This is a genomic window from Mycobacterium sp. NGS63 (assembly GCF_059812295.1).
The window spans coordinates 228,377-246,499 of record NZ_JCALCJ010000004.1 but is presented as its reverse complement, the minus strand read 5'-3'; the positions used below and the strand labels follow the sequence as shown (position 1 = coordinate 246,499).

Genomic DNA, 18,123 nt, shown 5'->3' with positions numbered 1-18,123 from the left:
CGCGTTTACTCCTCGGTGTAGGGATGCCCTATTCAGCGGGCACAAGCGGCGATGTGATCGGTGATCGGCGTGCGGGGCCGTTGTTTGAATTGCGAATGTGTGCCAAATGTGCGGTGGCCGTAGATCAATGGCGGTTCGGCGGACGATGCGGCGTGGTGCACCATGCCGATGAGCAGTACGTGATCGCCAGCCTCGACCGATTGATGGAGGTCGCAAGCCGCCCATCCGACTGCGCCGTCCAACCGCGGCAACCCATCCGCCATCGACCAGCGCACCTGGTTGAATCGGTCCACTCCCCTTTTGGCGAAGACGACGGCGAGGTCGTCCTGGGCGCGCCCGAGTACGTTGACCCCGAAGCGACGGCTTCCGAGGATCCGCGCCAACAACGCGGAGCCGCAATCCAGTGCGATCGATACCAGCGGCGGCCGGAGCGACACCGATGCCAGCGAACTCACCGTTGCGCCATGCGCCCCGTCGTGGTCGGCGGTCGTCACGATCGCAACCGGGGCGCAGACCCCCGCCATCAAGTCGCGAAAGTGCCGATCGAGTACCACTGCGGCCTTCCCACCAAATTCACCATGCTGAATTGCTTCCTTGCAGTCTGCGAGCCCGCCCATGCGCCTGTCAATAGATTCGCCGTTATTCATCATGCTGATTTCGCGCTGCGCGGCGGAAGGTCCTGCTTGTGCCGTCACAGGTACCACGGGCAAGGGCGCTCCATCGCGGAACGGACCCGACGCAGCAACGGGGCGAAGGCTGTGGCCAAGATGCGCATCGGACATGATCAGCCGTTGAGGTATGTGCCGTTCGGGGTGATGAGAAATCGGAACACGCCGCGGTAGCAGTAGGTGCTGGTGTCCGCCATTGTGGCGCAGGTCGTCTCGTTCCAGTTGAGAAAGCTGCGGGGCGGTAGGACCTGCTGCGCTTGCGCACGGGGAAACCCGATCGCGATCGCCGGATCGTGATGGACCCTCGTGTCCCCGTTGAACCAGCCGATGTGGTCAGTTCCAGGCGGGGTGTCGGGAAGAGGACCGGCGCAGCCAAAGCTTCCCCGCAGCCAGATCCCGCAGTTGAGCCCGGTAGGGGTCAGGAAATACACCCCGTAGAGGCCGGGCAGGAAATACTGAGCGGGGTCAAGGCGGGTGTAGGCCGCCAGGACGAGGCTGTCCTTTGGATAGGGATTGGGCGCGATCGTCGCGTCAACCGGATCGGCATGTGATCGGGGCGCGCTCAGCAGCGCCAGCGCGATGGTCGACAGGGTGGCCAACCACCGAGACGAAACTTCCTTACGCACAATCACTCCCCACCGGTTTGCGGGAAATTTCTGTGCGGCGTGCTGCCGTAGCAGGTGGCATCGCCGACATCGAGGGTGCTTTCGCATAGCAGCTTGTCTCCGAGGTAGATGCGCACCGTGACGTACTTGTACGGCCAGCGATAGGGCCGCCAGTCGGCGCGAATTTCAGCGCCATCTTTTGTCGGACTGACCGCGTTTGGCACATCGGCCGTGCGGCGCCAGGGCAGTGAAACGTGCTGTAATGATTTGCGTTCGGACCGGTCGTTGTACTCGACATTTGCGGCAGGCACGTTGTCCTGGTCCGAGACAATCTCGTAGGTAACGGTGTCCTCGGCGTGAGCGACCGGGACAGCCAGCACGGCGACGATTCCGGTGGTCAGCGCCATTGCCACCACCCAACTCCGGTTCAGGCATCGCGACGACCGCATCTAGGGCCCCACCAATACCACTGCGGACAGGAACCAACTGCCGAGGTTGGTGTTCGGTAACGTGCTCGTCCCGTATGCCGTGTAGGAGCAGTCGGGGAGTTCTTTGTAGCCGGTGATCAAGATGGCCTTGATCGCGTCGGCCTCGGTTTGGCCGGCACCCTGCAACAACTTTGCCTTGCCGGCGTTGAGGCCGAGGTCTTTCAGGATCGGAAGTGGGTCCGACACCGGAATGACCCGCGCGTTGTGATCGAGATAGGTGTCCGTTGAGCGGGCGGCGATCGCGGCCGTTTGGTCGGCAAGCGCCTCGGGCCGCAACACTCCACATGGCGAGCCCTGACGTGCCTGCACCACCGCATCCCTGAGACTGCCCGCGAAGTCGGCGGCGGCCGAGGGCAATTCAACGGCGCTGGCAGCGAGCGTCATTGCGGCGACTATCACCGCGGCGGTGCAGCGGTGATAGTCGCGGCACACGCGGGTTCGGGGTGGGACGTTACGCATCGCGGTGATCCTTCAATCGCACACGCGCGAACGGTGGATCTCGCTGGCCAACCTCTTCACCCGTAGGTAGGAAGGTCCGGTGAACCAATCGGGTTGATGGGCTTTGATGCCGTTGCTCACGTTGGAGAGCTCCTGCCATAAGCCGTAGAAGGCCTCGCCCTGATAGAGGGGAAAATAGTTGTCGCCGGCGAAGTCTTGACGTTGGGTGAGCGCCTGGGCGCGGGGGCCGAGAAAGTTCACCGACTGGTCTATGTTGCCGGTGACGATGTCGACCTGTTGCTGAACGCCATTCGCGGTGTAGTCCCAGTCCGTCCCATTGGGGCTGATTCGATTGAATTGAACCCGCTCGATTTGGTCATTGATGATCTGGTACTGAGCGGTGTACCACTGGCACATTTCAGCTTCCGCCCGGGTGTCTGCCGGGGTGACCTGGTTCCTGGTCTGGTCGTACGGGAAGGGAAACTTCGGCGCCCAGTTCGTCGGGTGCACGACGATCGGGGGCAGCGGGCGGATCAGTTGATCGTTACTGGGCGGGTCCGATGGCTCGGCACTCGCCTCGGGCGCGACGGTAGTGGCCGCCGTGAGGGACCCGATCAGTGCGGCCGCCAAACCGAGTTCACGCCAACGCGAATGGCAATGACGCATGGTGCACCTCGTTCCCCAAATGTTCCCGAGCTATCTTTGGCCGGTCAGCGCGCCGATTCCGCCGACGTCGGTGATCTGCCAGTTCTTATTGCTGTCCAGAGTGAGGCTGTATGTTGCCGTGGACATCAGCGGATCCGGGGCCTGCACCGTCTTGGTTTGAACGCTCACGAAACAGTCGACGACGTAGATACCCGCAGTGTTCGAACGGACCTTGGCGATCAGTGGTCGTGTGTTCGAGGCCCACTGCAACGGGACCAGGATCTGTTGCATGGAGTCGGCTGCCTTGCTTAATTTTTCGTTCAACTCGGGGGTGGTTCCGGCCACCAATTTGGCTTTCCACCCGTTGAGGTCCTGGAAGTTCATCGACGCTGCGTTGACGGCATAGTCGAGGGCCACCTTCTCGGCGTGCGCGTAGTTGTCCGCTTTGCGGGCGTGCGCGTCGAGTTCGCGCCGCGCGTCGATGTAGAGCCAGACGAACGTGGCGAGGGCGCCCACCAGGGCGGTGATCAGCGCGCCGGATAGCAGGCCGCGCGCGCTGACCGAGATCGACAGGCGCCGTTGTGCGCGTTCGCCACGCTGTTTGCCTTTATCGGCGGCCGGCTCATCGGCCGGATCAGCACCGTTTTCATCGTCGGTGTCGTCGGTGGCATCGGTCGTCTCAGCGGCGGGAGCATCGGGTTCTATCTTGTGCGGGTCGCCCTCATGGCCGGGATCCGGTTTCGCCACAGCATGATCCGTTGGCTCGGTGGTGGCCGACTTCAGTTTCACGCTGTTGTTGTTGTTATCGTTCATGGGTTGCCCCTTTCTTGTTCGCCCTGCACATGTCGCGCCCCGCTCCCATCAGCGCGCGCCCGGGGCCGTGGGACCGGGGGGATCGCCGCTCGGAGGTACACCGCCCGGGGAATTTGCGGGTGCGCGGGCATCGGGGATGGTGACATGGAGCGTGACGGCGCCTTCTTCGGGCACCGAGGCCAATGCGTTGCGAAGTATCTGGGCGGTATCGAGATTCATCAAGGCCCCGGATATGTCGTTCAGGTAAGGCAGCATCGACTGCATGAGCACCTTGACATCTCCCCCGGAATGATCGAGGAAGTGCTCGAGCCGGCCGACCAGGTGCGAGAGGTTGTGCAACGTCTGCGGTGCACCGCGGTCGTGCAGTACCACCGCCGCGTCGTTGAGCGCGGCGAAGTCGTGTCCCATCTTCGTGAGCCACGGTGTGTTGAAGGCGATTACGGGCCCGACCCAATGCGCGTTGCGCAATAGCACCTGGAAGTTATCAAGCAGGTCGCGTCCCTTGCCATGCATGCTTGCCGCGGTGTTTCTGAGCAGCGTGGCCGTGCGCGACAGATTGGGCAGCACCGCGGTGGGGCTCGGCAGGGCGGCATCGGTTTCGTCGACGATGCGTTTCAGCGCCGGGGGGTCGAACTGGTTGAGTACCCGCACCACCGTCGTCGCCAGGTCGGAGATCGACGGGGGTTGAGTTATCGCCTCGGTGGCAAGCCGCTGGCCGTCCTGCAGCATCGGCCCGCCTTCGCTGCGCGGGACGAACTCGACATAGGCTTCACCAAGAGCGGATAGGTTTTCCAGGCGAATATCGCTGTCCACCGGAATTTTGTAGTGGCTGTCGATGTAGAAATTGACCGTGGCACCCGCGAGCGACGTGGTGATGCCGGTGACCGCGCCGATCGGGACGCCCCGCAATTGCACACTCGACCCGACCACCAGGCCGCTGATGTCGTGCACCGCCATGGATACGCTGGTGCGCTGGGGCGGCGGCGTCAAACTCACGCCCATCGACCTGAAGTAGCCGAGAGCGAACACGATCATGACGGCGAACGCGGCAAACGACAGGGCGCCTTTGACTTTCATGGCATCGCACCAAGGATCCGCAGGACGTCGTGCACGTTGCCGGACAGCTCTCGGCCGTCGGGCCCGACGATGGACGTGATGTTGATGGCGGGATACTTATCCTGCGGCAGGTAGTAATCCGTGAAGAGCTTTCGCCATTCGTGAACCTCGCTTTCGAACGCCCACTTGGATTTCTGGACCGCTCCGGCGGCGTCGGCCATCGAGTTCAGCAGCGGGACGATCCAAAATCCGCCCGAGTAGATGGTGCCCACGCTCGGGTATGCGGTGCCCGTGTATTGGTAGAGGTCATACGCGTGCTTCCACCCGCTCATGCCTTGCGGGCTGAACCAGGTCTGCAGCATGGGCATCCGGTTATGCAGGACTTGGGCCGTCTGCGCCGTTCCGTTCAGCAAGAGGTCGACGTTGTCGATGTTGTTCGATAGGTCGGAGATGTCGGCGGCAAACTGCGAAGCGATCTTGCGGATGTCTGCTGGGGGTGGGGTTACCCGGTTGATGCCGATGATCGTGTTCTGGATGCGTTGCAGGGATCCGCTGCCCGCGAAATCGGCCAGATGAGCGATGGTGTCTTCGAGCTGTGGTGGAGATGCGGTGTGTGCTAAGGGGATCCGTGAGCCCGGCGCCAACGCGGGCGCGGCGGGGCCGCCGTCGGGCGGGCGGCTCAGCGCCACGTAGATGTCGCCCAGGACGGTGGCCTGCTGCAAGCCGGCACGGATATTGGACGGCACCGACACGGCGGGGTCGATGCGCGTCGTGACGTCCACGTGGTTGGCTGCCACGGCGACGCCGGTGACGATGCCCACGGTGATGCCGTCCAGCGTCACCTTCGCGCGGGCCGGCAGGTTCAGGACGTTGTCGAACTCCATCACCAGGGCGTAGCCGTCTCCGAATGAATTTCCCGGCGCCGGCAGGGCATTCACATCGATCGACGCGCACGACGAGACCACGGCGGCGCTGGCGATCGTGATCGCAAGGGATCTAGCGCGGCGCATCATCGCTTGGCCGCCTGAGTCAACACGTACTGCAGCAGCGCCACGTCCACCGCGTACGGCTTTCCGCCCACGTCCGTGCAACTGCCGGGAGTCGCGGCGTTCAGCGTTGCGCACGTGATCAGCCCGTCGACGGGGGTCGCGATGCGATACAGCGGCGGCCGGTACCTGATCGTGAAGAACTGCTTGTCGTTGGCATGGCGTTCCAGCCAGTTGAGCAGGACGGGGTACGGCTTCATCAGACTGGCAAACAACGTGGCGTGCGCGCTGATTTTGCGAAGCGCCCATTCGGCGTCGTTGAGCACGGTCTGGATCTCGTCACCGAGTTCGACTTCGATGTCCGACGCCGCACCGACCAGCGGTATCACGCCTTGAAAGACTGGGGTTGCCAACGCCTTTTCGACGTCTTCGGTGGTCTTGTAGGTCGTGAGCATGCTGTACTTCAGCGGCCCGCTGATTTCCCTGAGCGTCGACGTCAGCGTGGCGAGGTTGGTGATGATGGACCGGATATCGGCGACCGCACGATCGGGAGCGTCCAGGACTGCCGACGAGGTGGTCAGCAGCTGACTTAACCCTGGCCCGTTGCCGCGCAGCGCCTTGTCGAGGCCGCCGACGACGTCGCCGATGTTCGTCGAGCCCTCGGGGTTGATCGCGTTCAGGAAACTGGTCGCCGAACCGATGATGTCGGAAAGGCTTTTGGGCGTCACAGATCTCGACAGCGGAATGCACTCTTTGCCCGACAATTGACGACCGGACGTGTAGTTGCCGACGAGTTCCAATGCGCGATCCGCCAGCAGCGAGGGGGATCGGGTTACCGCTCTGACTTCGGCCGGCAGCGGACGGCTTTTGTCGACTTTGAAATCGACACGGACGTCACGAAGGGCCGGGGTGATGGCGCTGACTTCCCCGATCTTGTAGCCCATTTGGGTGACGGGGTTGCCGACATAGAGGCCGATGCTGTCGGGCATGATAGCGCAGTAGCCGACGTATTGCTCCTGCCGAAACGGCGTCCACGAGCCGCACACCAGGGCCACCGCGGCGGCGCAGATCAGCACCGCGGCGGTCCGGAGCAAGCGATGCGCGCGTGCCTTCCTCGCTAACATGACGCCCCCGGCATCGGTATGCACAGGTCGGTGGCCAACAGTTCCGGCCGGTCCTGCTGCACGTCGAGGATCCGCTCGAAGTGGTGCTGCAGATCCCGCAGTCCCCGCACGATCACGCCGTTGTGGTCGATCCAAATCCGGCCCTTGGCCAAGAAGTTGCGCACCTTCTCGAGGAACTGCGCTCGATGCTTGTCATAAAAGAGGCCGATCGGCTTGAGCGCGTCGATCGCGACGCCGATCCCCCACAGGGCGCCACCGAATCCCTTGCTGTAGAGCTCCAAAATGGACTGAATGATGGCGACCTTCTCGACCAGCGTTTTGAATTCTTGGCGGAACTCGCTCAGCCGCTGGATGTATTCGTCGCTGAGGTTCAGGATGGAGGTGATCTGACCGCGCTGCCGGTCGATCGTCGACATGACGGAATTACCGGCGTCAATTATTGCGGTCAACGCATCCAAGTTGTCGCCACGCAGGCCCGTTTGTAATTCATTGAGCGATTCGTTGAGGGGCTTGGCGCTCAGGTTGTCGGTCACCTTTGTCACGTCGTTGAGCGTGCGAATCAGGCTGTAAGGCATGGTCACCCGTTCCAGCGGAATGGCGTCGGCGCCCAGCGGACGATCACCCAGGGAAATGAGGTTGACGTAGTAGCCACCGACGACGGTGAGCATACGGACCTCGATCGCGGACTTGTTCCCGACAAACGCGCTGTCATCGACGCGTGCCCGCACCCGCACGCGGTCGGGCTCCAGCGAGACATCTTTGACCTTGCCCACGGAGATGCCCGCGATCCGGACCTGGTCTCCCGGCACGACCGAAGCCGCGTCGTCGGTGTAGAAGGTAATGGTCTTCTGACCGGGCGGGCTGACATAGAGCAGGCCGGCCACGACCGCCACCACCGTCACCAGCGCCAGTGCGCCGGCGCCCCAAACCATCGGGCTGCGGAGCAGTTTCACCGGTTGCATAAGACCACCCGTTGCCCGTTGAGCAGGACATCCATCGTCGTGGGCAGCTGCGCGCGCCCGCGAGCGCACGGCTGGGGCTCCCCCGCTTCGGCCGGCGGGGGAATGTTTTCCCACATGACCGGAACCAGTTTGAACGCGTCGAGGGTTCTGTCGACGTTGTTGAATGCCGTGTCCAGCGCCCTGTCGATGTCGTCGTCCGGCTTGAATCCGACATTGGTCAGCAGGCGCAGCAGCGGCTCGACGAAATCCGGTCCGTAGAGCTGGGATTTGCGGAATTCGTCCAACACCGTCAGCGCGCTGTCGATGGGGGTGTTCAGTCCGTTGATTATCTTGGTGAAGTCTTCCGCGTGCCTCGACATGACCTCGGAAACCTCGGAGAGGTTGCGCATCAATGTGGCAACGACCTGCTGGCGGTCCGCGAGAAACTGGGTGAGCTTGTGGATACTGTCCAGCACCGGGGCGAAGCCACTTCCATCGCCGGACAAGAAGTTGGCGGCGTTCGCGGCGAACGCGTTGAGTTGCTCCGGATTCAGCGTGGCCAGCACGGGCTGCAGGCCGTTGAAGAGTCGCGTGACGTCAAACGACGGCTGCGTCATCGCGGTCGGCACGGACGTCACCAGGCTGGCCGGTAGGTAGTCCTCGGAGGGGTTGAGCACATCGAGGTAGCGCGAACCGGTGAGCGTCTGGTACTTGACCGCGATCCGGGTGTTGGACACGACACCGTATTTCTTGTCGAGCGTGAAGTCCACGGACGCAATGCTTTGTCCTTGCTGTCGCTGCAGCGCCGTGGCAACCACCCGCCCTGCGAGGACTCCACGAACACGCACGTCGGCTCCCTCGTGCAGGCCGGATATGTCGGTGAATTTTGCGTTGTACGAACGGGTTTGCATCTTGAGGGGTTGCGAGATGCCGCTTAGCAGCAGGACGAGGAGAACGACTGCGGCGGCGGCGCTGATTGTCAGTCGCAGCAATGCCGCCCTGGAGCTCATTGCGGGCCTCCCATCGCGGCGAGTGGAGCGGCCACCCCGGGCAGGTTATCCAGGACAATCTTGACCTGAAGTGCGCGCTGGTCGCCGTTGCCGGCGAACAACTTCTGCAGCCGGGTACGCAGTTGCACAAGCGTGTTCGCGAAGTCGTCCGGTCTGACCAGGGCGGGTACCGGGTCGGTGAGGGCTTTGACGCCGTCGATCGCCGGCAGCAGGTCGTCGACGTAGTTGGACTCGAGCCGCCCGAAGCCGCCGAAGAGTTCGGTCGATCCGACGCGGTATGCCTCCTGCACGCCGTTGCGCCACTGTTCGTCGTTGTATCGACGGGGTACGGCCGTGAAGTCCTCGCCGGAACCGAGGAGTGCGTCGGTGAATGTGGGAAATGCGACGCTGACCCCGGTCGTGGTTGCCAGCAGGCGTTCGGTGGAGACGGTCTGGATGTCGGCGACGGCGTGCGTGGCGATGAGCACCGTTTCGAGGAGCGGGGTTAGCCCGTCGGTGTATTGGACGATGCGATCGATGACCGAGATCAGCCTGGGGGTCAATGCGCTCACCGACACCTGGCCGAGTCGGGACAAGACCGCCTGCAGCGTCGAGTTCTGGGGCACCGTAGTGATCTGCATGCCGTTGCGCAGTTGTTGTCCACCCGAACCGGCGGCGAGGGTAATGCCGGTGACACCGAAGTAATTGATGGGCCGAAACTCGATTTTCATGGTGTCGGTCAGTCCGGCAACTGGGGCCTTCTGCAGGTCGCTCTGCAGCCGGACACCACCGCCGGGCAAGCTCGATATGGTCTTGACGACGCCCACCTGGACGCCATGCATGACTATCGCGGTGCCGTCACGCACGCCTTGGCCGACATAGGGAGTGTCGATAGCGACCGAGATCCTTGCGGGCGTTTCGGACGCGGATGGGTGCCAGACGACGACGAAACCGGCGGCGATGGCGGATAATACGACCATGGCACCGGCGATCGTCAACTTCCGATCCTGCGACTCCTGCGAGCCTCTGAGCAACATAAGCGCACCTAGCCCCGGAAGACGAACTGTGGTTGAAGGCCCCAGAGGGCGACGGTGAGCGTGAAATCCAGCACCATGATCGTGACCAGGCTTGCGCGTACCGCGCGGCCCGACGCCTTGCCGACACCGACCGGCCCGCCCGAGGTGAAATATCCGTAATAGCAATGGATCAACGTCACCGCAATGCAGAAGACAGCTGCCTTGATAAGTGAATACGCAAGGTCGGTGGGCGTGAGGAACATCGCCAGATAGTGGCTGTACGTACCGGCGGGTTGGTTATACAGCGCCGTGATGAACACGTTCTGCACGAGGAACGCGGCGACCAGGGTCAGCAGGTACCCCGGGATCACCACCAACAGGCCGCCGATGAGGCGGGTTCCGACCACGAATGGGATCGGCCGCAGGCCAAGCGCTTCCACGGCGTCGATCTCTTCGGAAATTCGCATTGCGCCGATTTCGGCGGTCATCCGACAGCCGGCCTGCGAGGTGAAGGCGATACCGGCGACGAGCGGACCGATCTCGCGAACGGTGCCGACGCCGCCGATGATGCCCGCCAACGCGCCGAAGCCGATGAGGTCCAGAATTGCGAAGCCCTCGATCGCCACCGAGGCGCCGACGGCGATGCCGAGCAGGATCAACACGCTGATGGTGCCGCCGTCGACGATGATGGAGCCGCGGCCCCAGGCGAGACTGTTCATCGCCTGCAACGTTTGGCGGTGGTAACGGCGGACCGTCAGCGGCAGGTACCACAGCGTCAGGCAGATGAAAAGCAACCACTGCCCGGCTTCCATGAGGGGGCGCTGGATGGGCCGCATCGATAGCAATCGTGCGGGGAGCAAGGCTGATGGGGTGGCCATCAGGCGACCACCGTCGGGAAGAACATCACTTCGAGCTGGGTGATGGCGAGGTTCGCGATAACGATGCAGATGACGTTGAGCACGACCGAGGAACTCACCGCGTCGGCGACACCGCGCGGTCCACGCGTCGCCTCCATGCCGCGGAGCGACGAAACTATGGCGACGATCGCGGCGAACACGACGGTCTTGGCCATGGCAAACCAGACATCCGTCTTTTGCGCGAATAGACCAAATGACTGCCAAAAGCTCCCGGGCGTCACATCGCTGAGGGTGACCGCCAGGATGTAGGAGGCCGTCGTGCCTGATACCAGGATGACCACGATCAGGATCGGCGCGATTGCCACCAAGGCCAAGAAACGCGGGACCACCAGTCGGCGGACGGGGTTGATTCCCATCACACGGAGTGCGTCGAGCTCCTCGCGAATCGCGCGCGCACCGAAGTCGGAGGCGATGGCAGAAGCCGCCGCGCCGCCCATCAACAATCCGGCGGTGATCGGTGCGCCCTGGCGAACGACGCCGGCGCCGCTTGCCGCGCCAAGAAGTGAGCTTGCGCCGACCTGATTGACCAGCCCCGAGGAGACGACCGACACCATCGCGCCGAACGGGATGGCCATGAGGACTGCCGGTATCGCCGTGACGGTGAGCAGCAACCATGCCTGCACCAAGAATTCGCCGGCAGGCAGCCTCAGGGTGATGGTGTCGAGGACCGAGTAGCGCAGCACGGCCACGCCCAGTGCCGCTCCGCGACCAATCGTGGCGAGCGACCGGGCGGGAATAGAGCGGACCCGGGATGTCGCTTTGCCGACCGAGGCAAAGCGCGCGGCGGTCGATCTTTGCGCCCTGCCTGCTGTGACCGCGTCCAAGACGTCGGCAGCCGACTGTTCCCGCGCCGGCCTGTCGCTGATGTCGGTCGCCATCACCGGTCCCCGACCGGGAAACATTTCCAGCGCCCGTCCGGCCCTGGTGACCACCCGTCGGAAACACCGAAAACCGTTGCCGCAAGACATGTTTCATCTTGCCTTCCGGCAGGTGTGGTGGCCGCGTTGCCATCCCGGGTGAGCATTTGCATGATCTAGGCGACTGCGCCGGCAAGACATGCGAGCGCGGCCAACGCCACAGTCGTGCGCGCCAAATGAAAGCGGCGCCAAGTGACCCGCAACTGGTCGACCCCATCGGGGGCTTCGCCCTCGGAAAGGCGGCGAAATTTCGAATTGATCGGCTCTGCGATAAGGATGGAGGCCACCATGATGACGCCGATGAGCCCCGTGCCGACCCAGGCGAGCGCCGCCGCACGTCCACTGCTGTTGAGTGCGAAAACCACCGCGCTCACCCCCGCGAGCGCGCCGAGGATCGGCATCAAGGGATCGAGCCGATACAACGATCGGCGAAAGTCGACAACGTATTGATCCACGGGCATCCGCCGCCATAGGTTGAGTCGCTCGACGGCGACCATCAGGATCCCGCCGCCGAACAGCCCGGCGAACAAGGCCATCAGCCACGCGCTGGCATGCATGATCGTCACGACGTTGCGCCCCCCTCACCATCGGCAGGGGTCATCGCCCGTAGCTTGGTTTCATATGGCGAAAGCGCCGCAACGTGTTTGCCATCTGCCGTGAACGTGACGATCTTGCGCCACAGCAACCGCACGCGATTGTCGTTCCACAGCGCCTCGACCGGGTCGATCCGAATGAAGGTCTGGTGGTGGGCGGTGCCCTTGTCGAAGGTGTCGTAAAGCGACAAGTCCTTCATCCATTCGAATTGCTCGCGGCTGACCTCGACCGCGCGTTGGATCTCCGCGGGATCGGTTACGAAGGTGGCGCGCCCCTCGACCTGAATGGCGCGCAGCTGTCCTCGGCCGTAAAACCCGTCGGGTGGCATCGCCGCGATCGTGTAGCTGACCCTGGGGTCGCGGGCGATCGCCTCGTGTTTGCGCGAATAGGTGAAGGTGTGCAAGTACACAATGAGGCCGTCGGACGCGAAGTGCATCATCGACACCGCGGGCCCGCCGCTCGGGCCGACGACTGCGAGCGACCCGAGTTCTTCGGTCCGCAGCAGCTCGGCTATGTCGTTTTCGACCTGCTCCAGGTCAGGTTCAGCGATCGGCATCCCGGCCGGCCTCCTTGTCGTGTGCTTTGAGCGTGGGAATCAAGGTGTTGTCGACGAAGTCGACCTGCAGCGCCTCATCGAAGCCGTCTGATTGCAGCAAGAAACGCACCATCATCTGGCCGATCGAGATCTCGAACAACACGGTGGCCAGCCGCGGATCATGTAATTCGCCCCGGCCAATGGCGCGCTGAATGACATCGCGGCAGTCACGACGACGAGGTTCGACCGCCGTGGCGCGGACCGCGGTCGCGATCGCCGGGTCCTTTTGCGCGGCAGCGAGCAGGCTGGCGAAGGCGCCGGGGTCCTCGATGCTCGCAACCTTCGCGAACAGCGCAGTAAGTGCCAGCAGATCCTCTCGCAGGCTGGTGGCGCCCGCGGGCAGTTCCGGATGCCGCACGGACGCCGAGACCAGGGCCGCGCACACCAGCGCGGACTTGTCCGGCCAGCGCCGGTAGATCGTCGTCTTACTCGATCGAGCCAGCGCGGCGACCGCATCGATGGTCAGCTGGTCGTATCCAACTTCCCCCAGCAACTGCAGCGTGGCGTCCAATATCGCCGCCGCTCGGTTGGCGCCTCGACCGTTTGCGGTCCGGTCGGAACCTGTGTCCTGGATCATAGCGTACGGTATCGTATCGATGAGTGGTCGTAAGCACAACCACTTTTCGAGTCGGTATAACCAGAAAGAGTACGGATCCGTATTGCAGCAAGGGTTCGAAGAACGCCCTCAATCGAGGGTGGCATTGTGCTGAGCAAGCGCCCTCAACGCACCCTCCGGATCTTGAACGGCGATGGCGTCGATCAGGCGGACGTGCAGCCGGTAACGCTCGTGGAGCGACTCGGGCAACGGCTGTTCGACGGCCGGCACGACGGCCAATGTGTGGGCCTCGATGACATCGAGAAGACCGACGTAGATCGAGCTCAGCATTGCGTTGGGGCTCATTGCGGCAATGCGAGCATGCAGCGTGCAATTCGCATGCAGGAAAGCGATGCCGTCGCCGCGTTGCGCGGCTGCGGCCATGTCAGCGAGTCGTTCGTGAAGCACCGCGATATCCGCGGCATCGGCGTGCCATACCGCGTCCTCGATCAGCAGGGCATCGAGCGCATTGCGGATACGCACGGCGTCGGCGACCGATGCGTCGTCGGCGTCCAGCGCCAACATGACGTTGCCCAGCCGCACCATGGGCGCCGGCTCGCACGCGAACAGTCCTCCCCCGGGCCCCGGGCGAATAGCGACCAGACCTCGGGCTTGCAGCAGCCGGATCGCTTCATTGAGCGTCCCGACCGACACGCCGCACTGGACGCGCAGCTCCTCTTTGGTACCGAGGCGCCCGCCGGGCCCCACGGTTTTGATGCTCGCCGCGATTTTCTGCGCGGCGAGTTCCGAGCGGCTGGTGACCCGTTTTTTGCCGGTCACCTCGCGCCACTCGCTGCGTCGAAGCGCGGGCGCCTCGGCTTGGGCTTGCTCGCGCTCGCCAGCGCTCATGACCACCTCCGGAATTCAGCATGACGATTATGCCGAATTGTCTTGACATCGGATGTGACCGTCCGCACACTAATTCATCATGATGAATACGGATTCTGCGCTGCGCGAGGTCGGCGTGAGGGGTGCCGCCCGGTCGCAGGCACGGTCCGAAGGCGGTCCGCCTCGATGGATCGATGAAGACGACGTCGTCGGACTGGTCTCGCTGCACGAGGTCATCGGCGCCATCAAGGGTGCGTACTTGCGCGCCGCGGCCGGCGAAGTGGTGGCCATGCCCAAAACGTTTGCCTCCTGGACCGGCGGGAGCATGCACGCCATCGGGGCGATCGCGGTAGCAAGCGGGCTGGCAGTTTCGAAGACCTGGGCACACACCCCGGGTGGGGCTACTCCCCTGCTCGCCGCCTGGGACGCGGGCACCGGCGAGTTGCAAGCGGTGATCCAGGCGTTCGCGTTGGGTCAATTGCGCACCAGCGCGATCACCGGGACGGCCACGTCGATCTTGGCCGCCGACCGCTGCGAGCGGCTCGCAGTAATCGGCTCGGGCAAGCAGGCCGAGGGACAGATCGCGGCCGTCGCCGCGGTCCGCGAAATCCAGGACATCGCCGTCTACAGCCCCACGGCCGAACACCGAACCGCTTTCGCGGCCAGGATCGCCGAGCGCTCCGGCATCGCCGCGCGCGCAGCGGCATCGGTCGCCGAAGCGGTGGATCAGGCCGATGTCATCGTGACGGTGACGCGCGCGACGGAGCCATTCATCAGCCCGTCGATGCTCGCCGAGCGCGTCCACATCAATGCCGTCGGCGCCATCACGCCGGAACGCGCCGAGCTGGAGGCGGCGGTTGTGGCGCGGGCTCGACGGATCGTCGCCGACGACGTGGCGGCCGCACGCCAACTCTCGCCACGCGAGCTATCGGCAACGAACGCGGCCCATGTGGTGTCGCTCGGATCGGCGCTCGCCGCGGACGAGCGACTCGATGGCGACGGCGTGACGATCTTCAAAGCACTCGGCACCGGCGTCTCCGACCTCGCGGTGGCCGAGATGGTGCTCGAGCGGGCGCTCGCGGCCGGTGTCGGGCGGCCACTGACTGTTTCATCCCGGACCAAGCCCAAGTTGTGGAGTAACTAATGTCATTGTTCGTCGATGTAACCGATCGTGCCGCTCCGGCCTCGCTGGACTTCTGGGACCCCGTGCTCATCACGAGGGCTGAGATCGACGCGGAGGTTGACCGGCTCAGCCAGGCCCCGCGCCCGAAGAACGGGCGACGCGAGTCGCTGATCGTTCACCCGAAGGCGTCGGCGCCGGGCAACGGTCTCGCGCCCGGGATCCGGGTGACGTTGTCGGTGCTGCTGCCCGGGGAAAGCACCGAGCCGATCCGGCACAACGCGACGCAGGTGTCGTTCTGCATCGCCGGCGGCGGAACCGCCGTCGTGGGCGACAAGAAGTTCAGCTTCGGGCAATTCGACGTGTGGAATCACCCGTCGTGGACCACGTATCGCCACATCAATGACACCGACGCCGCCCAGGTGCGGTTGAGCTACTCCAACGCCGCGCTGCTGGACCAACTCGGCGTGTACTTGGTGGAGGAGAATCCGTCGGATGAGCCCGCCGCCACGGCGCAGGAAGCTGAGGAGTCCAGCGAGGGCAAAGAGAACCCGTTCGGCGTTTTCCAGCTGACCGACGAGGGCGCGTGGCTGATGCCCTACGAAAAACTGATCGACCCGCCCAACATCGAAAGCCCCGCGCTGTACTGGCCGTGGCACCGCGTCAAAGACAACCTCGACAAGCTCACCGCCCTGGGACCCGAGTATCGAGGTCGCCGACTCTACTTGCTGTACAACCCCGCAACCGGGCGCACCAACGGCACCACGCCCAATTTTTTCGCGACGATCACCGTGCGCCCGCCGAAGATCGTCGACCGTCCGCACCGCCACGTTTCGGCCGCCATCAACTATTACTTCCACGGCCGCGGCCACAGCCTCGTCGCCGGCAAGCGCTATGACTGGGAAGCCGGTGACCTGATGTTGTCGGCGCCCGGCTGGGCTGTGCATCATCACGCCAGCGGTCCCGACGAACATGTGCACGAGCTCACGATCCAGGACCAGCCCTTCCATATCGCTCTCGAATCGCTTTTGTGGCAAGAGGATCTGAAGCGCCCCGCCCGAGTGCTGGGAGTCGAGTCGGGTTTCGTGACGAATCGGTCCGAGAAATGATCGCGCTGGCGCCCGACGAGTTACGCGGTTCCTATCCGCCGCTTGTCACCCCGTTCGCCGATGGTCGCGTGGATCTCGAAACCTACGAGAAGTTGGTGGAGTTCCAGATTCAGTCAGGCAGTCATGGGATCGTCGTGGCCGGCACCAGCGGTGAACCGGCGTTGCTGACGGTGGCCGAGCGAAAGGAATTGGCGGCCACGGCGATCGGAGCCGCGGCCGGACGCCTCCCGGTGATGGTTGCCACCGGGGCCCCGTCGTTGGCGGAGACCGTCGAGCTGACCCGACACGCCGAGGACATCGACGCCGCCGCGGTGTTAGTGGTGACGCCGGCATTCACGCGTCCCCCGCAACGGGGTCTGATCGACTTCTATGAGGTCGTCTGCCGTAACACCAGCAAGCCTGTACTGCTGTATCACATACCGGTGCGTTCGGCCGTGTCGGTGACCGTCGACACCATAGAGGCGATCGCTGAGCGGTGCGACAACTTCGTCGGCGCAAAACACGCCTCGACCGATCTGGCTTGGGTCACCGACGTTTTGCTGCGCGTAGGCCCGCAGTTCCGCATCTTTGTCGGGCTCGAGGAGGTCAGCCTCCCGATGCTCGCCGTCGGCGCCGCCGGCATGGTGAACGCGGTTGCCAACGTCTTCCCGGCGCCGATCGCCGCCCTCTATCAAGCCGTCCAAGACGAGAAGCTCGCCGAGGCACAGCGATTACATCAAGCGCTCTGGCAGCTCAACCAATCGGTGTTCTTTGACACCAACCCGATTCCGGTGAAGTACATGATGCGCCAGTGCGGACTGATTCCCAGCAACGAAGAGCGCCTGCCCATGGCGCCCGCTACGCCCGAAGTCGAACGGCGCTGCGATGCCGTCCTGGCCGCCGCGGCCAACCTCTAGCACGGAAACGCCCAACGAAGGGAGATCGACATGACGCAGACCGTGACAGGAGCGGCATCCGCACCCGAAAGGACGCGGCGAATTCCCCCTCCGTCGGGCAAACGGGAACCCTTGAAGGTAAACATCTTTGACTTCATGACCGGGGCGGCATCCCAACTGCTGCCCCTGTTCCCCTACCACGACGCCGGCGCGATAGTGCCCACCGGCTCAATCATGAGAGGCGATCCGAACGACAGCGCGTTCGGCCACTTCTTCCACTACAACACCGTCGAGGAAGTTGCGATCACGTTCGGATCCAACCAGGCCATGCTGCAGACCGGTCAGATCTTCGTCACCCAGCAACTGCACGGCGTGAACTCGTTCCTGCGCAATTCGGCTGACCCCGAAGCCTTCATCTTGATCACCGTTACCCAGCACCAGGCTGAAGACGGAGATCAAGCCGAGGCAATCCTGTTCCGCTGCCAGAAATGCTCCGAGCAACTGGTCCGTTTCGACTACAACGCAAGCCCCAAAGGGGTCGAGGGGCATGACCCCACCCAGTGGGACGGCAGCCCGGATGACGAGGTGCAAATGTTTCCCACCATCTGGGGCAGCAATCGCGCGGCGCTCGCCTACGAGCCGGAACAGGCGCGCACCTGTCCCAAATGCGGGCATGTCAGTCCACCCCATCCACACCACAAGTGGGGCTGGAATCGCTATGTCGCACAGGTCCGCACGGCGGACTCGGCCAAGCGGGCCTTGCGAGCGGCGGCGGCGTCCGCGCAGGAAACCAAGGCGGTGTGA

The 18,123-nt window shown here is 63.8% G+C and carries 22 protein-coding genes; 4 read left to right on the top strand and 18 right to left on the bottom strand.

What is annotated here, in order from left to right; genetic code table 11:
- Nucleotides 1-32: 32 nt before the first annotated feature.
- From AC5Y4Z_RS11700 to AC5Y4Z_RS11615, 18 genes are all read right to left on the bottom strand, one after another.
- Nucleotides 33-782 (bottom strand): flavin reductase family protein, encoded by a 750-nt coding sequence (locus AC5Y4Z_RS11700; protein ID WP_499963814.1) that lies wholly within the window; start codon nucleotides 780-782, stop codon nucleotides 33-35.
- A 2-nt stretch (nucleotides 783-784) separates the two neighbouring features.
- Entirely contained in the window at nucleotides 785-1,267 is a 483-nt protein-coding gene (locus AC5Y4Z_RS11695) for a hypothetical protein (protein ID WP_499963812.1), read from the bottom strand.
- A 29-nt stretch (nucleotides 1,268-1,296) separates the two neighbouring features.
- The gene (locus AC5Y4Z_RS11690) at nucleotides 1,297-1,680 is read right to left on the bottom strand and encodes a hypothetical protein (RefSeq protein WP_499963810.1); all 384 of its coding nucleotides are present in this window, start codon (nucleotides 1,678-1,680) and stop codon (nucleotides 1,297-1,299) included.
- A gap of 42 nt (nucleotides 1,681-1,722) precedes the next feature.
- The gene (locus tag AC5Y4Z_RS11685) at nucleotides 1,723-2,145 is read right to left on the bottom strand and encodes a hypothetical protein (RefSeq protein WP_499963808.1); all 423 of its coding nucleotides are present in this window, start codon (nucleotides 2,143-2,145) and stop codon (nucleotides 1,723-1,725) included.
- Between the two features lie 87 nt (nucleotides 2,146-2,232).
- The gene (locus AC5Y4Z_RS11680; RefSeq protein ID WP_499963806.1) at nucleotides 2,233-2,829 is read right to left on the bottom strand and encodes a hypothetical protein; all 597 of its coding nucleotides are present in this window, start codon (nucleotides 2,827-2,829) and stop codon (nucleotides 2,233-2,235) included.
- 66 nt (nucleotides 2,830-2,895) lie between these two features.
- Nucleotides 2,896-3,657 (bottom strand): hypothetical protein, encoded by a 762-nt coding sequence (locus AC5Y4Z_RS11675; RefSeq protein ID WP_499963804.1) that lies wholly within the window; start codon nucleotides 3,655-3,657, stop codon nucleotides 2,896-2,898.
- A 48-nt stretch (nucleotides 3,658-3,705) separates the two neighbouring features.
- Nucleotides 3,706-4,734, bottom strand: coding sequence for an MlaD family protein (locus tag AC5Y4Z_RS11670; protein ID WP_499963802.1), 1,029 nt, complete (start codon nucleotides 4,732-4,734; stop codon nucleotides 3,706-3,708).
- On the bottom strand, nucleotides 4,731-5,723 hold the full coding sequence (locus AC5Y4Z_RS11665) for an MlaD family protein (RefSeq protein ID WP_499964772.1): 993 nt from the start codon (nucleotides 5,721-5,723) through the stop codon (nucleotides 4,731-4,733). The genes AC5Y4Z_RS11670 and AC5Y4Z_RS11665 overlap by 4 nt, the downstream gene beginning before the upstream one ends.
- Nucleotides 5,723-6,793, bottom strand: coding sequence for an MlaD family protein (locus AC5Y4Z_RS11660; protein WP_499963800.1), 1,071 nt, complete (start codon nucleotides 6,791-6,793; stop codon nucleotides 5,723-5,725). Before AC5Y4Z_RS11660 ends, AC5Y4Z_RS11665 begins: the two co-directional genes overlap by 1 nt.
- Before the next feature lie 23 nt (nucleotides 6,794-6,816).
- A complete protein-coding gene (locus AC5Y4Z_RS11655; protein ID WP_499963798.1) occupies nucleotides 6,817-7,785 on the bottom strand; it encodes an MlaD family protein in 969 nt (322 codons plus the stop codon).
- The gene (locus AC5Y4Z_RS11650) at nucleotides 7,773-8,774 is read right to left on the bottom strand and encodes an MlaD family protein (RefSeq protein ID WP_499963796.1); all 1,002 of its coding nucleotides are present in this window, start codon (nucleotides 8,772-8,774) and stop codon (nucleotides 7,773-7,775) included. Before AC5Y4Z_RS11650 ends, AC5Y4Z_RS11655 begins: the two co-directional genes overlap by 13 nt.
- A complete protein-coding gene (locus AC5Y4Z_RS11645; protein ID WP_499963794.1) occupies nucleotides 8,771-9,751 on the bottom strand; it encodes an MlaD family protein in 981 nt (326 codons plus the stop codon). Before AC5Y4Z_RS11645 ends, AC5Y4Z_RS11650 begins: the two co-directional genes overlap by 4 nt.
- A 47-nt stretch (nucleotides 9,752-9,798) precedes the next feature.
- Nucleotides 9,799-10,605, bottom strand: a complete 807-nt coding sequence (locus tag AC5Y4Z_RS11640) for an ABC transporter permease (protein ID WP_499963792.1) — start codon at nucleotides 10,603-10,605, stop codon at nucleotides 9,799-9,801.
- A gap of 41 nt (nucleotides 10,606-10,646) precedes the next feature.
- Nucleotides 10,647-11,564 carry an ABC transporter permease gene (locus AC5Y4Z_RS11635; protein WP_499963790.1) on the bottom strand — a complete coding sequence of 306 codons (918 nt, stop codon included), beginning with the start codon at nucleotides 11,562-11,564 and terminating at the stop codon, nucleotides 10,647-10,649.
- A gap of 155 nt (nucleotides 11,565-11,719) precedes the next feature.
- Nucleotides 11,720-12,160, bottom strand: a complete 441-nt coding sequence (locus AC5Y4Z_RS11630; RefSeq protein WP_499964770.1) for an anthrone oxygenase family protein — start codon at nucleotides 12,158-12,160, stop codon at nucleotides 11,720-11,722.
- Between the two features lie 5 nt (nucleotides 12,161-12,165).
- On the bottom strand, nucleotides 12,166-12,753 hold the full coding sequence (locus AC5Y4Z_RS11625; RefSeq protein WP_499963788.1) for a pyridoxamine 5'-phosphate oxidase family protein: 588 nt from the start codon (nucleotides 12,751-12,753) through the stop codon (nucleotides 12,166-12,168).
- A complete protein-coding gene (locus tag AC5Y4Z_RS11620; protein WP_499963786.1) occupies nucleotides 12,740-13,369 on the bottom strand; it encodes a TetR/AcrR family transcriptional regulator in 630 nt (209 codons plus the stop codon). Before AC5Y4Z_RS11620 ends, AC5Y4Z_RS11625 begins: the two co-directional genes overlap by 14 nt.
- Before the next feature lie 108 nt (nucleotides 13,370-13,477).
- Entirely contained in the window at nucleotides 13,478-14,236 is a 759-nt protein-coding gene (locus tag AC5Y4Z_RS11615) for a FadR/GntR family transcriptional regulator (RefSeq protein WP_499963784.1), read from the bottom strand.
- 79 nt (nucleotides 14,237-14,315) lie between these two features.
- Here AC5Y4Z_RS11615 and AC5Y4Z_RS11610 point away from each other — a divergent pair, with 79 nt between their 5' ends.
- From AC5Y4Z_RS11610 to AC5Y4Z_RS11595, 4 genes are read left to right on the top strand one after another with little or no spacing between them, the layout of a single operon-like run.
- The gene (locus AC5Y4Z_RS11610) at nucleotides 14,316-15,359 is read left to right on the top strand and encodes an ornithine cyclodeaminase family protein (protein ID WP_499963782.1); all 1,044 of its coding nucleotides are present in this window, start codon (nucleotides 14,316-14,318) and stop codon (nucleotides 15,357-15,359) included.
- Complete coding sequence (locus tag AC5Y4Z_RS11605; protein ID WP_499963780.1) at nucleotides 15,359-16,444, top strand: cupin domain-containing protein; 1,086 nt, start codon at nucleotides 15,359-15,361, stop codon at nucleotides 16,442-16,444. The genes AC5Y4Z_RS11610 and AC5Y4Z_RS11605 overlap by 1 nt, the downstream gene beginning before the upstream one ends.
- Nucleotides 16,441-17,340 (top strand): 4-hydroxy-tetrahydrodipicolinate synthase, encoded by a 900-nt coding sequence (gene dapA, locus AC5Y4Z_RS11600; protein WP_499963778.1) that lies wholly within the window; start codon nucleotides 16,441-16,443, stop codon nucleotides 17,338-17,340. The genes AC5Y4Z_RS11605 and dapA overlap by 4 nt, the downstream gene beginning before the upstream one ends.
- A 30-nt stretch (nucleotides 17,341-17,370) precedes the next feature.
- Nucleotides 17,371-18,123, top strand: a complete 753-nt coding sequence (locus tag AC5Y4Z_RS11595) for a hypothetical protein (RefSeq protein WP_499963776.1) — start codon at nucleotides 17,371-17,373, stop codon at nucleotides 18,121-18,123.